Consider the following 14,051-nt stretch of genomic DNA (forward strand, 5'->3'; position numbering starts at 1 on the left):
CCATCCTTGTTATTTGGCCAACCGCGCCAGTAACGACTCACCAGATGAGGAAACTGCTGTTATGCGCGCCTCACGCCCTTGCGCCTCGTAGTCCAGGTGCAGCTCAATATCGGGTTCAGGCAGCACGCCTTTCCCCTGCTGCGGCCACTCTACCAGGCAGATTGCATCATTGGCAAAATAGTCGCGGATGCCCATGAACTCGAGCTCTTCCGGGTCTGCCAGACGATACAGGTCGAAATGGTAAACCATCAAATCATCGAGCGTGTACGGCTCGACTAAGGTGTAAGTCGGGCTTTTCACACTCCCTTTATGGCCCAACGCCTGCATAAAGCCACGGCTGAACGTTGTTTTGCCCGCGCCCAGGTCCCCATAAAGATAAATAACGGTTGCTCCTTCGCAGGCGGCCGCTACGCGTGCGCCCAGGTCAAGAGTGGCTGCTTCATCAGGTAATGCAATAACACGATTAATCATGATTTAGGGTTTTCAAATCCGGGTTAACAAAACGGTACAACGTTGAAAGCAGGTCCGTTGCCAGCATGCCGCGCATGCCGTAACGGCTCGCCAGCTCATCGGCTGCGGCGCCGTGAGCAACACAACCCGCACAGGCTGCATCATACGGGCTAAGCCTCTGTGCCAGCAATGCCCCAATGATACCCGAAAGTACATCGCCCATGCCGCCGCTGCCCATCCCGGCGTTGCCTGCGTCAATCAGCCCGCATTCACGATCCTGACTGGCGACTATCGTGCCCGCACCTTTTAAGACCACGCATCCGCCATAACGTTTTACGAGGCGGTCAGTAGCAAGTAAGCGGTCACTCTCAATTTGTGACACCGCGCAATTTAACAGGCGCGCCGCTTCCCCTGGATGGGGAGTAATGACGCGATTCTGACGTTTATCGGGATTGATTGCCAGAAGGTTAAGCGCATCCGCATCCCAAAGCATCGGCTTGCGGCTGTTTTCCACTTTTTGCAGGGCCTTTTTGCCCCACTCCTGCTGGCCCAGACCTGGCCCAATCACGATGACATCTGCCCAGTCCAGACTCTCTTCGAGGGAAGCAGGCGTCAGCTCGTGGACCATTAATTCCGGTCGGGCAGTAATCAGCGGGGCGATATTTTCCTGTCGAGTTAACACACGCACAAGTCCAGCACCGGCACGAAGTGCCGCTTCACTGGCCATGCGGATAGCACCAGCCGTGCCATGATCCCCACCGATGATCACCAGCCGCCCGTTAGTGCCTTTGTGGGACGTAGGCTGACGCGGCTTCAGCCAGCGTGGCAAATCTTCACTGTCAAAGCGCAATATCGGTGCAGCCTGCTCTTCCAGCCACGAATCCAGCCCCAGCGCGTGATAATGAAGCTTGCCAACAACATCCCTCGCCTTGCCGGTGAGTAACCCTGGCTTGAGGGCGATAAACGTCAGCGTATGGTCAGCATTGATAACCGCACCGGGCGTGGCCCCCGTCTCGGCTAACAAGCCTGATGGAATATCGAGGGCAACAACGGAAGCAGAATGCAGATTAGCTTTTTCGATGAGCCGCGTGAGATGTTCGCGGGGGGCGGCGTTCAGGCCCGTGCCCAACAGACCGTCAATAATCAAATCGCTATCCTCCGGCAATGGAATGTCCGAAGAATGGATGACCCCACCGGCGTTCAGCCAGGCTTCTCTCGCCTGCGCCGCCTCTTCCGGCAACGGTTTATCGCTCTCCTGCGCAAGCAAGGTCACAACAATACCCGCTGATTGCGCGAGACGGGCCACAACATAGCCATCGCCGCCATTGTTGCCATGGCCGCATAAAACGAGCCAGCGGCGGGTATCAGGATAATGACGTCTGGCAAGGGTAAACGCAGCCTCTCCTGCTCTGAGCATCAGCTCGTAGAGGGTCAGGCCCAGGCTATCAGCCGCCTGTTTTTCGGCGTTACGCAGCCAGTCTGCCGACCAGACGGAGTGTGGTATACTTTTGGCGGTTAATTTCTCGTTATGGTCCGTCATGTCACAGCCCCTCGATCTCAATCAGTTAGCGCAAAATATTAAACAGTGGGGCAATGAACTCGGCTTCCAGCAGGTGGGTATTGCTGATACCGATCTCAGCGCCCAGGAGCCAAAGCTACAGGTCTGGCTGGATAAACAATACCATGGCGAGATGGAATGGATGGCGCGTCACGGCATGATGCGCGCACGCCCTCATGAGCTGCTCCCCGGTACGCTGCGCGTTATCAGCGTCAGAATGAACTATTTGCCCGCGAACGCGGCATTCGCGTCCACGCTTAAAAATCCGGGCCTGGGCTATGTCAGCCGCTATGCCCTGGGCCGCGACTACCACAAGCTGCTGCGTAACCGTCTGAAAAAGCTGGGCGAGATGATTCAGTCCCACTGTTCCACGCTGAATTTTAGACCCTTTGTTGATTCCGCGCCCATTCTTGAACGCCCGCTGGCGGAAAAGGCGGGCCTTGGCTGGACAGGTAAGCACTCACTAATCCTCAGCCGTGGCGCCGGTTCGTTCTTCTTCCTTGGTGAACTGCTGGTTGATATCCCTCTGCCCGTTGACCAACCGGTGGAAGAAAACTGCGGGCGCTGCGTAGCCTGCATGACAATTTGCCCGACCGGCGCGATTGTTGAACCATATACCGTAGATGCCCGCCGCTGTATCTCCTATCTCACGATTGAGCTGGAAGGCGCGATCCCCGAGGAGTTTCGTCCGCTAATTGGCAACCGAATTTACGGCTGCGATGACTGCCAGCTGATTTGCCCTTGGAACCGCTTCTCGCATCTTACCGAAGAAGACGACTTCAGCCCGAGGCGTGCGCTTCACGCGCCGCAGCTTGTAGAACTGTTCCGCTGGAGTGAGGCTCAGTTTCTTAAAATTACGGAAGGCTCGGCAATTCGCCGCATCGGGCATTTGAGGTGGCTGCGAAATATCGCCGTCGCCCTCGGTAACGCGCCATGGGATGAAAGCAATCTTGCCGCGCTTCAACGGCGTAAAGGTGAGCACCCACTTCTTGATGAGCACATTGACTGGGCGATTGCGCAACAATTAATCAGGCGAAGCGAGCAGGCGATAGAGGTGCAGCTGCCACAGAAACAGAGGCTGGTCAGGGTCATTGAAAAGGGGTTAAAACGCGATGCATGATATGTCCACAGGATGTGAATAAAAATAAAAATGCTTTGCCAGACAAGGGGAAAAAATCAGTCAAGCGGTATGGCTAACATTGCGCATTGAAATTAATCTGCTATTAATCAATGGATTAAACAGATCCTGTAATATTTGTAAGATTCTTAGCAGGAAAAGGAAAAGCGCGCCGCCTGTGGATAACTCTGTTCACAAGAGTTTGCAGGAGACGTAAAAAAACCACCAGGCCGCCGTCTGGCGTTGTGGATAATTTATACTTGAGAGATAAAATTTGGAGCGGGAAACGAGACTCGAACTCGCGACCCCGACCTTGGCAAGGTCGTGCTCTACCAACTGAGCTATTCCCGCTTGGGTGGTGCGTGGCTGTGAAAGCCAATCAAATTTGGAGCGGGAAACGAGACTCGAACTCGCGACCCCGACCTTGGCAAGGTCGTGCTCTACCAACTGAGCTATTCCCGCTTGGGTGGTGCATGGCTGTGAAAGCCAAATCAAATTTTGGAGCGGGAAACGAGACTCGAACTCGCGACCCCGACCTTGGCAAGGTCGTGCTCTACCAACTGAGCTATTCCCGCTCTGTGTAACGCTGCAAATTCTGCATCGGTACGGGAGGCGCATTATACGAGAAAACGTTTTAGCCGCAACCCCCTCAAACCATTTTTTTCATGAATTGAGTCTGAATGGTGATTTAAACGACAATCTGATTATTTTGCGTCCGCTTGCCCCAGGCGGCATGAAATGTAGCATGGATAAACGCAGTGTCATCCAGTACAAACGGTGAATGACACGCAGGTTTATCCTCCCTACGCAGACTTAAGCCGTAGATTACAGTTTAATAAAGTTTTCGCGGTAAAACGCCAGCTCCGCCACCGACTCGCGAATATCGTCCATCGCCTGGTGAGTGCCCTGCTTTTTGAAGTCGGCGAGGATTGCTGGTTTCCAGCGGCGCGCCAGCTCTTTGAGGGTACTCACATCCAGATAGCGATAATGGAAGTAAGCCTCCAGCTCAGGCATGTACTTAAACAGGAAGCGGCGATCCTGGCCGATGCTGTTGCCGCAGATAGGAGAAGCGCCCTGCGGCACCCACTGCTTCAGGAATTCAAGCGTTGCCAGTTCCGCCGCCCGGTCATCCTGGGTACTGGCTTTTACTCGCTCAACCAGACCGCTGCCGGTATGGGTACGGACGTTCCAGTCATCCATCAGCGCGAGCTGCTCGTCGGACTGATGCACCGCAATGGTTGGCCCTTCCGCAAGAATGTTCAGATTGGCGTCGGTCACCAGGGTGGCAATTTCAATTATGCGATCCCGCTCGGGATCCAGACCGGTCATTTCTAAATCAATCCAAATCAGATTGTTTTCGTTTCCACTCATGCTATTTTCCACCCTTCTCGCTCGTTACCCAGCCGTGACGGTGGGTTAATTCGTATAAAATAGTGTGTATCATAGAGGTTTTGCCCCGCAGGGGCGACCAGGAGCCAGAACGATTGAGCAAAAATAAACTCTCCAAAGGACAGCAGCGCCGGGTAAAAGCAAACCACCAGCGTCGGCTTAAACAAACCGTGGAGAAAGCCGATCCCGACGACTCTCAGTTTGGCGACCCCCGCGATGGCCGGGTAATCAGTCGCTTCGGCCAGCACGCGGATGTCGAATCACCGGAAGGCGAAGTCCACCGCTGCAACATTCGCCGCACCATTCGTTCGCTGGTCACCGGCGACCGCGTCGTCTGGCGCCCGGCGAAAGAGGCCGCCGCTGGCGTAACGATTAAAGGCATCGTAGATGCGGTTCATGAACGCACCTCGGTTCTGACCCGCCCGGACTTCTACGACGGCGTGAAGCCCATCGCCGCCAACATTGACCAGATTATTATCGTTTCCGCTATCCTGCCGGAGCTGTCATTAAATATTATTGACCGTTATCTGGTGGCCTGCGAAACGCTGGACGTAGAACCGCTGCTGGTACTGAACAAAACTGACCTGCTGGACGAAGCGGGCCTGGCGTTTGTGAATGAGCAGATGGATATCTATCGCCATATCGGCTATCGCGTGCTGATGGTCTCCAGCCACAGGGCCGAAGGGTTAAAAGAGCTGGAAGAGGCGTTAATCGGGCGTATCAGCATCTTTGCCGGTCAGTCCGGCGTGGGCAAATCCAGCCTGCTGAATAACCTGCTCGGTTTCAAAGACGAACAGATCCTGGTCAACAACGTTTCAGACAACTCAGGTCTGGGCCAGCACACCACGACCGCCTCCCGGTTGTATCATTTCCCAGGTGGCGGCGATGTTATCGACTCCCCAGGTGTGCGTGAATTTGGCCTGTGGCACCTTGAGCCGGAACAAATCACCCAAGGATTTGTCGAATTTCATGACTACCTTGGCCACTGTAAATACCGCGACTGCCGCCACGAGAACGATCCAGGCTGTGCGCTGCGCGAAGCGGTGGAACGCGGCGAAATCGCTGAATTACGCTTCGATAGCTACCATCGCATTCTGGAAAGCATGGCACAGGTAAAAACGCGTAAAAACTTTTCCGATATCGACAACTGACAATTAAGCTGGGCGCCGTTAAAATCGCCCCCTTTTTCTGTTTGATCCCGCTAATCCGGGTGCTTAGCCAGGAGGCTATCTTGTTAGACAACATTAAACTTTCGCTGCAATACATTCTGCCAAAACTCTGGCTGACCCGCCTTGCGGGCTGGGGCGCAAGTAAACGTGCTGGCTGGCTGACTAAGCTGGTCATTGACCTGTTTGTGAAATACTACAAGGTCGACATGCAAGAGGCGCAGAAGCCGGACACCGCAAGCTATCGCACCTTCAACGAGTTTTTCGTACGCCCGCTGCGTGACGACGTGCGTCCGGTTAACACCGATCCTAACATTCTGGTCATGCCAGCCGATGGCGTTATCAGCCAGTTAGGCCGCATCGAAGAAGATAAAATTCTGCAGGCGAAGGGCCACAACTACAGCCTCGAAGCGCTGCTGGCCGGTAATTATCTGATGGCCGACCTGTTCCGTAACGGCAGCTTCGTCACCACCTATCTGTCGCCACGCGATTACCACCGTGTGCATATGCCATGTAACGGTATTCTGCGCGAAATGATTTACGTGCCGGGCGATCTGTTCTCCGTAAACCATCTGACAGCCCAAAACGTGCCGAACCTGTTTGCACGTAACGAACGTGTTATCTGCCTGTTTGATACCGAGTTTGGCCCAATGGCGCAGATTCTGGTGGGTGCAACCATCGTTGGCAGCATCGAAACCGTCTGGGCTGGTACCATCACCCCACCGCGTGAAGGCGTGATCAAGCGCTGGACATGGCCTGCGGGCGAAAGCGACGGCGCGGTTGCGCTGCTTAAAGGGCAGGAAATGGGCCGTTTCAAACTGGGCTCAACCGTCATCAACCTGTTTGCCCCAGGAAAAGTGGATTTGGCAGAACAGCTGCAAAGCCTGTCGGTGACAAAAATCGGTGAGCCGCTGGCCGTCTCCACCGAAGCCATTGTGGAGCCGGAAGTGCCGGTGAGCGAGATCCCACAGGCAGAAGTTGAAGCTGAACTGGAAGCCAGCCCGCTGGTGGAAAACAAACCCGAAAGTTAATCTGCTCTTCCCCGCCCCGCTGGCTCACAGCCGGGGCGGACTCACCTATAGGTACTGACGTGCGCCTGATAATCACTTTTCTGATGGCCTGGTGCATCAGCCTGGGTGCGGTTGCCGCAACGCTCCCCGATGCAAAACAAATCTCCCAGGAACTTGAACAGGCCAAAGCCGCGAAGGATCAGCCGAACCAGGCAGATATCGTCGATGCGCTTACGGCCGCCCTTAACGCCCTCGATGAACGAAAGGCATCGTTAGAGCGCGCTGACCAGTACCAGAAAGTCATAGATAACTTTCCTAAGCTGTCGGAAAACCTGCGCCAGCAGTTAGCTAATTTGCGTGATGAGCCGCAAAAAGTGCCGGAAGGCATGTCCACCGACGCGCTGAACCAGGAGATCCTGCAAGTCAGCAGCCAGCTGCTGGAGAAAAGCCGCCTGGCACAGCAGGAGCAGGAGCGCACGCGGGAAATCGCCGACTCCCTGACCCAGCTTCCCCAGCAGCAAACGGACGCGCGTCGCCAGCTTAACGAAGTTGAGCGCCGGGCCGGAAGCCAGGCAACGTCAGGCACGCCGTTACTACAGGCACAACACCTCTCCCTGCAGGCTGAATCCGCCCGCCTGAAAGCGCTGGTCGACGAACTGGAACTGGCGCAGCTTTCCGCCAGTAACCGTCAGGAGCTTGCCCGCCAGCGCGCGGAGCTGGCGCAGAAGCAAAGCGCTCAGCTGGATGCCTGGCTCCAGGGGCTGCGCAACCAGCTCAACAATCAGCGTCAGCAGGAAGCCGAACGCGCGCTGGAAAGTACCGAACTGCTTGCGGAAAACAGCGCTGACCTGCCACCGGTTATCGTCAAGCAGTTCAAAAGCAACCGTGAACTTTCCCAGGCGCTGAATCAGCAGGCCCAGCGTATGGACTTAGTCGCCTCTCAGCAGCGCCAGGCCAGCAGCCAGACGCTGCAGGTACGCCAGGCGCTAAATACTCTGCGCGAACAGTCTCAGTGGCTGGGCGTCTCTAACGTACTGGGCGAAACGCTGCGGGCTCAAGTTTCACGCCTGCCGGAAATGCCCAAGCCGCAGCAGCTGGACACGGAGCTCGGCCAGCTGCGCGTCCAGCGCCTGCATTACGAAGATCTGCTCAACAAGCAGCAACAGCTGCGCCAGACGCGTCAGGTAGATGGCAAGGATCTGACCGCCGAGCAAAATCGCATTCTTGAAGCGCAGCTTCGCACCCAGCGCGAATTACTGAATTCCCTGCTCCAGGGTGGCGATACACTGATCTTAGAGCTGACGAAGCTCAAAGTCGCCAACGGCCAGCTGGAGGATGCCCTTAAAGAGGTCAATGAAGCCACCCACCGCTACCTGTTCTGGACATCAGACGTCAGCGCCATTGGTTTTGCGTGGCCCATCGAAATCGTCCAGGATTTGCGTCGGCTGATCTCGCTGGATACCGTCAGCCAGCTCGGCAGCGCCAGCGTCATGATGCTGACCAGCAAAGTAACGCTGCTGCCGCTGTTTGCCGCCCTGATTCTGGTCGGCTTCAGCATCAGCTCCCGCCGCCATTTCACGGCGTTCCTCGAGCGTTCAAGCGCAAAGGTCGGCAAGGTCACCCAGGATCACTTCACCCTGACGCTACGCACGCTGTTCTGGTCAATTCTGGTCGCTTCCCCGCTGCCGGTACTGTGGGCAACGCTGGGCTATGGCCTGCAAGAGGCATGGCCCTATCCGATTGCCGTCGCCGTAGGGGATGGGGTTACAGCAACCGTGCCGCTGCTGTGGGCGGTAATGATTTGTGCCACCTTCGCCCGTCCTACAGGCCTGTTTGTCGTCCACTTCAGCTGGCCGCGTGAACGCGTCGCCCGGGCAATGCGCTACTACCTTATGAGCATCGGGTTGATTGTGCCGCTGATTATGGCGCTCATCATGTTCGATAACCTCAACGACCGTGAATTTTCTGCCTCCCTGGGTCGGCTGTGCTTCATGCTGATTTGCGGTGCGCTGGCGCTCGTCACGCTCAGCCTGAAACGCGCGGGTATCCCGCTGTATGTGGACAAGCAGGGCAACAATGATAACGTCGTGAACAGGATGCTATGGAACCTGATGCTGTGTGCGCCGCTGTCCGCCATTCTGGCGGCCGCCGTGGGCTATCTGGCAACGTCTCAGGCGCTGCTTGCGCGTCTGGAAACCTCGGTTGCTATCTGGTTCCTGCTACTGATTATTTATCATGTAATCCGCCGCTGGATGCTGATTCAGCGCCGCCGTCTGGCCTTTGACCGCGCCAAGCATCGTCGTGCAGAAATACTGGCGCAGCGCGCCCGTGGCGAAGAAGAGGCAGCCCACAGCCACAGTACCGAAGGTTCGGCAGAGATAGTTGAAGAGGCGGAAATCGATCTCGACACCATCAGCGCCCAGTCACTGCGTCTGGTCAGGTCGATTCTGATGCTGATAGCCCTGCTGTCGGTCATTGTGCTGTGGTCGGAAATCCACTCCGCGTTTGGCTTCCTGGAGAACATCACGCTGTGGGATGCCACCTCGACGGTACAAGGGGTGGAAAGCATTGAGCCCATCACGCTCGGCGCGGTGTTAATCGCTATCCTGGTCATCATCATCACCATGCAGCTGGTGCGCAATTTACCGGCCCTGCTTGAGCTGGCGATACTGCAGCACTTGGATTTAACGCCGGGTACGGGCTACGCCATCACGACCATCACTAAATACCTGCTGCTGCTGATTGGCGGGCTGGTTGGCTTCTCGATGATTGGCATTGAGTGGTCCAAACTGCAGTGGCTGGTCGCCGCACTGGGTGTCGGGCTGGGCTTTGGTTTACAGGAGATTTTCGCCAACTTTATTTCAGGCCTGATTATCCTCTTCGAGAAGCCGATCCGCATTGGCGACACGGTGACGATCCGCGATCTGACAGGCAGCGTCACCAGGATCAATACCCGAGCGACGACGATCAGCGACTGGGATCGCAAGGAAATCATCGTGCCCAACAAGGCGTTTATTACCGAGCAGTTTATCAACTGGTCGCTATCCGACTCCGTCACGCGTGTAGTGCTGACCGTGCCAGCCCCGTCAGATGCAAACAGCGAAGAGGTGACCAATATCCTGTTGAGAGCTGCCGAGCGCTGTTCATTGGTGATTGACAACCCGCCGCCGGAAGCTTTCCTGGTGGATTTACAGGCAGGCCTGCAAATCTTCGAATTACGCATTTACGCCGCCGAGATGGTGCACCGCATGCCACTGCGTCATGAGATCCACCAGCTGATCCTGCAGGGCTTCCGCGAGCACGACATCGACCTGCCGTTCCCACCGTTCCAGATGCGTCTGGAGAGCATGGGCAGCGCGAAAACCAGGGCGATTAATTCAGCGGGTAAAGGCGGCAGGACGGCGGGAAGTCTGTAAAGGTCAGGGGGAGACGGGTTTTGTAGGGTGGATAAGCGGCAGCGTCATCCACCGGTATTTGCCGGATGACGCTTCGCTTTTCCGGCCTACGAGGCAGACGTTGCCTTTTAGGCGCGGTCCACCGGGAAAGCCAGCACGTCCGCCAGGCTCTCGGCGCCCAGCGCCAGCATAATCAGACGATCCACGCCCAGCGCCACGCCGGAGCAGTCCGGCAGCCCCGCCTTCAGCGCTTCCAGCAGGTTTGTGTCGACAGGCTGCTGCGGCAGGCCGCGGGCGGCGCGCTTGCGGTTATCCTGCTCGAAACGCTGCTGCTGCTCGCGGGCATCGGTCAGCTCGTGGAAACCATTCGCCAACTCAATACCTTTGAAATAGACCTCGAAGCGCTCTGCCACGCGATGATCTTCCGTGCTGATCTGCGCAAGCGAAGCCTGGCTCGCCGGGAAGTGGTAAATAAACGCCGGTTTGTCTTTACCAATGTGCGGTTCAACGCCCATGGTGAACAGCAGCTGCAGCAGGGTATCGCGATCTTCTTCCGTATCCGCGATATTGCTTAAATCCAGCTTTGCCGCTGCTTCACGCAGCGCGGGTTTGTCCGCCGACAGGGGATCGATTTCCAGGTGGCGCTGGAAAGCCTGCTGATAGGAAAGAGACTCCGCAGCCTCGCATTCCAGAACCTGCTGGAGCAGGTCGTCCACTTCGTTCATCAGGCGGTACATGTCGTAATGGGGGCGATACCACTCCAGCATGGTGAACTCTGGATTGTGGTGGCGTCCCATCTCTTCGTTACGGAAACTGCGGCACAGCTGGAACACAGGGCCAATGCCCGCCGCCAGCAGGCGCTTCATGTGGTATTCCGGGCTGGTCATCAGGAACAGATTCATGCCATGAGAGTGGCCTGGGCCAACAAAACGGGTTTCGAACGGTACCAGATGAATATCCGTGACCGTTGCCTGACTCATGCAGGGTGTTTCCACCTCCAGTACGCCGCGGTCGGCAAAAAAGCGCCGAATTTCCGCCATAATAGCGGCGCGTTTCAACAGGTTGGGGATGGACGCGCTCGGCTGCCAGGTGGCCGTTTCGCTCATGGTTTAGTCTCCGTAGTCAAACAAGGCCAGGAAGTCTACTCGCATCCCGTATGGGAGACAAATTTTGCTCAGCAAAACGGGGAGCGCGGCCGGGAACCCATACTTATTAATAGTCATAATTTCGTGACCTAACTCATCACTCCTGAGAATTAATTGCGCCACAGAACAGCAAAAAAATCGAACACGTCAAATTTCCTTAAAATCCCTCCGGTTATACTTCGCTACCTACAAAGGAGCAGGGAAACACCCTTTCGCAATAGCCCCTACCGTTTCGGTGGTCTACCTTTGGTGAATTAGCATTGCGAAATAACAAAAAACTGGAGGAATGTCGTGCAAACCTTTCAAGCCGATCTCGCCATTATTGGCGCTGGCGGAGCGGGATTACGAGCGGCCATTGCCGCAGCTCAGGCCAATCCACAGGCTAAAATCGCTCTGATTTCCAAAGTCTATCCGATGCGTAGCCATACCGTGGCCGCAGAAGGTGGTTCCGCTGCCGTCGCGCAGGATCACGACAGCTTCGAGTACCATTTCCATGACACCGTGGCGGGCGGCGACTGGCTGTGCGAGCAGGACGTCGTGGATTACTTCGTACACCACTGCCCGACGGAGATGACCCAGCTTGAACAGTGGGGCTGCCCGTGGAGCCGTCGCCCGGACGGGTCGGTGAACGTGCGCCGTTTTGGCGGCATGAAGATTGAGCGCACCTGGTTTGCCGCAGATAAAACCGGCTTCCACATGCTGCACACCCTGTTCCAGACCTCTTTGCAGTTCCCGCAGATTCAGCGCTTCGACGAGCACTTCGTCCTCGATATTCTGGTTGACGATGGCCAGGCGCGCGGCCTGGTCGCAATGAATATGATGGAAGGTTCGCTGGTGCAAATCCGTGCCAATGCCGTGGTGATGGCAACGGGCGGCGCGGGCCGCGTTTATCGCTATAACACCAACGGCGGCATCGTTACCGGTGACGGCATGGGTATGGCGCTGAGCCACGGTGTCCCCCTTCGCGATATGGAGTTCGTTCAGTACCACCCAACCGGCCTGCCGGGCTCCGGCATTCTGATGACGGAAGGCTGCCGCGGTGAAGGCGGCATTCTGGTCAACAAAGACGGCTACCGCTATTTGCAAGATTACGGTATGGGGCCAGAAACCCCTCTCGGCGAGCCGAAGAACAAATATATGGAGCTGGGTCCACGTGACAAGGTCTCCCAGGCCTTCTGGCACGAATGGCGCGCTGGCCGCACCGTCCCGACGCCGCGTGGCGATGTGGTTTATCTCGACCTGCGCCATCTGGGCGAGAAAAAACTCCTCGAGCGCCTGCCGTTTATCTGCGAGCTGGCGAAAGCCTATGTAGGCGTGGATCCGGTGAAAGAGCCGATTCCAGTGCGCCCAACCGCGCACTACACGATGGGCGGTATCGAAACCGACACAAAATGCGAAACCCGCATCAAAGGGCTGTTCGCAGTAGGCGAATGCTCATCCGTGGGTCTGCACGGCGCGAACCGCTTAGGCTCCAACTCCCTTGCCGAACTGGTGGTCTTTGGCCGCATGGCGGGTGAACAGGCGATGCAGCGTGCAGGCGAAGCACAGCCTGCCAACGATGCGGCGCTTACCGCCCAGGCAGCGGATGTCGAAAGCCGGCTGAAGAAGCTGGTGAACCAGGAAGGCAGTGAAAACTGGTCGAAGATTCGCGACGAAATGGGCCTGTCGATGGAAGAAGGCTGCGGTATCTACCGCACGCCAGAGCTGATGCAAAAAACTATCGACAAGCTGGCGGAACTCCAGGAACGCTTCAAGCGCGTGCGCATTACCGACAGCTCCAGCGTGTTTAATACCGATCTGCTCTACACCATCGAGCTGGGACACGGTCTGAGCGTCGCGGAGTGTATGGCGCACTCGGCAATGGCACGTAAAGAGTCTCGCGGGGCGCACCAGCGTCTGGACGAAGGCTGCACCGAGCGTGACGACGTTAATTTCCTGAAACACACCCTCGCCTTCCGCGATGCGGATGGCACCACGCGTCTGGATTACAGCGACGTGAAAATCACCACCCTGCCACCGGCAAAACGCGTCTACGGTGCGGAAGCAGAAGCAGCCGACAAGAAGGAGGCGACGAATGGCTGAAGTGATGAATACCCTGAAGATTGAGATTGTGCGCTACAACCCGGAAACGGATAGCGAGCCGCACAGCGCAGTCTACGACGTTCCTTACGATGAACAAACCTCGCTGCTGGATGCGCTGGGTTACATCAAGGACAACCTGGCGCCGGACCTCAGCTACCGCTGGTCCTGCCGTATGGCGATCTGCGGCTCCTGCGGCATGATGGTTAACCGCGTGCCGAAGCTGGCCTGTAAGACCTTCCTGCGAGAGTACACAAAAGGCATGAAGGTCGAAGCGCTGGCGAACTTCCCAATCGAGCGCGATCTGGTGGTCGACATGACCCACTTTATCGAAAGCCTGGAGGCGATTAAGCCGTACATCATCGGCAATCCGCGCACGCCGGATCGGGGGCCAAACGTCCAGACTCCGGCGCAGATGGCGAAGTACCATCAGTTCTCCGGCTGTATCAACTGCGGCCTGTGCTATGCCGCCTGCCCGCAGTTTGGCCTCAATCCGGAGTTCATCGGCCCGGCGGCGATCACCCTCGCCCACCGCTACAACCTGGACAACCGCGACCACGGCAAGAAAGAGCGTATGGCGCAGTTAAACGGCCAGAACGGCGTCTGGAGCTGCACCTTCGTGGGCTTCTGCTCGGAAGTCTGTCCGAAGCACGTCGACCCGGCAGCCGCCATTCAGCAGGGCAAAGTCGAAAGCTCGAAAGACTTTTTGATTGCCACCCTGAAACCACGCTAAGGAGTGCAC

The 14,051-nt window shown here is 56.7% G+C and carries 10 protein-coding genes and 3 tRNA genes; 6 read left to right on the forward strand and 7 right to left on the reverse strand.

All coding sequences use genetic code 11. The features are described 5' to 3' along the window. Positions 1 to 9 precede the first annotated feature (9 nt). Together tsaE and nnr are read right to left on the reverse strand one after the other, a co-directional pair. Entirely contained in the window at positions 10 to 471 is a 462-nt protein-coding gene (gene tsaE / locus ACA108_19965; GenBank protein XEX95576.1) for a tRNA (adenosine(37)-N6)-threonylcarbamoyltransferase complex ATPase subunit type 1 TsaE, read from the reverse strand. Further along, positions 464 to 1,990, reverse strand: a complete 1,527-nt coding sequence (gene nnr, locus ACA108_19970) for a bifunctional ADP-dependent NAD(P)H-hydrate dehydratase/NAD(P)H-hydrate epimerase (protein ID XEX95577.1) — start codon at positions 1,988 to 1,990, stop codon at positions 464 to 466. The genes tsaE and nnr overlap by 8 nt, the downstream gene beginning before the upstream one ends. On the opposite strand from nnr, the gene queG reads away from it, so the two are divergent. Continuing rightward, complete coding sequence (gene queG, locus ACA108_19975) at positions 1,989 to 3,128, forward strand: tRNA epoxyqueuosine(34) reductase QueG (GenBank protein XEX95578.1); 1,140 nt, start codon at positions 1,989 to 1,991, stop codon at positions 3,126 to 3,128. The genes nnr and queG overlap by 2 nt on opposite strands. A 272-nt stretch (positions 3,129 to 3,400) precedes the next feature. On the opposite strand, the gene ACA108_19980 is transcribed toward queG, so the two are convergent. The 4 genes from ACA108_19980 to orn form a co-directional block, all read right to left on the reverse strand. After that, positions 3,401 to 3,476, reverse strand: a tRNA-Gly gene (locus ACA108_19980). Between the two features lie 35 nt (positions 3,477 to 3,511). Beyond that, positions 3,512 to 3,587: transfer RNA gene (locus ACA108_19985), tRNA-Gly, on the reverse strand. Positions 3,588 to 3,624: 37 nt separating this feature from the next. Beyond that, positions 3,625 to 3,700: transfer RNA gene (locus ACA108_19990), tRNA-Gly, on the reverse strand. A gap of 250 nt (positions 3,701 to 3,950) precedes the next feature. Further along, on the reverse strand, positions 3,951 to 4,496 hold the full coding sequence (gene orn, locus ACA108_19995) for an oligoribonuclease (protein ID XEX95579.1): 546 nt from the start codon (positions 4,494 to 4,496) through the stop codon (positions 3,951 to 3,953). A 113-nt stretch (positions 4,497 to 4,609) separates the two neighbouring features. Between orn and rsgA the strand changes: the two genes are divergently transcribed. The 3 genes from rsgA to mscM all read left to right on the forward strand — a co-directional run bounded on the left by rsgA (position 4,610) and on the right by mscM (position 10,106). Then, positions 4,610 to 5,665 (forward strand): small ribosomal subunit biogenesis GTPase RsgA, encoded by a 1,056-nt coding sequence (rsgA, locus tag ACA108_20000; GenBank protein XEX95580.1) that lies wholly within the window; start codon positions 4,610 to 4,612, stop codon positions 5,663 to 5,665. 80 nt (positions 5,666 to 5,745) lie between these two features. Then, complete coding sequence (gene asd, locus ACA108_20005) at positions 5,746 to 6,711, forward strand: archaetidylserine decarboxylase (GenBank protein XEX95581.1); 966 nt, start codon at positions 5,746 to 5,748, stop codon at positions 6,709 to 6,711. A gap of 59 nt (positions 6,712 to 6,770) precedes the next feature. Beyond that, the gene (mscM, locus tag ACA108_20010) at positions 6,771 to 10,106 is read left to right on the forward strand and encodes a miniconductance mechanosensitive channel MscM (protein XEX95582.1); all 3,336 of its coding nucleotides are present in this window, start codon (positions 6,771 to 6,773) and stop codon (positions 10,104 to 10,106) included. Between the two features lie 107 nt (positions 10,107 to 10,213). Here mscM and epmA read toward each other — a convergent pair whose 3' ends face one another. Beyond that, entirely contained in the window at positions 10,214 to 11,191 is a 978-nt protein-coding gene (gene epmA, locus ACA108_20015; GenBank protein ID XEX95583.1) for an elongation factor P--(R)-beta-lysine ligase, read from the reverse strand. A gap of 330 nt (positions 11,192 to 11,521) precedes the next feature. Between epmA and frdA the strand changes: the two genes are divergently transcribed. Next, positions 11,522 to 13,312 (forward strand): fumarate reductase (quinol) flavoprotein subunit, encoded by a 1,791-nt coding sequence (gene frdA / locus ACA108_20020; GenBank protein XEX95584.1) that lies wholly within the window; start codon positions 11,522 to 11,524, stop codon positions 13,310 to 13,312. Further along, positions 13,305 to 14,042 carry a succinate dehydrogenase/fumarate reductase iron-sulfur subunit gene (locus tag ACA108_20025; GenBank protein ID XEX95585.1) on the forward strand — a complete coding sequence of 246 codons (738 nt, stop codon included), beginning with the start codon at positions 13,305 to 13,307 and terminating at the stop codon, positions 14,040 to 14,042. Before frdA ends, ACA108_20025 begins: the two co-directional genes overlap by 8 nt. The last annotated feature ends 9 nt before the right edge of the window (positions 14,043 to 14,051 follow it).

It is taken from the genome of Dryocola sp. LX212 (genome assembly GCA_041504365.1).
In the GTDB taxonomy this organism is placed as follows: Bacteria; Pseudomonadota; Gammaproteobacteria; order Enterobacterales; family Enterobacteriaceae; genus Dryocola.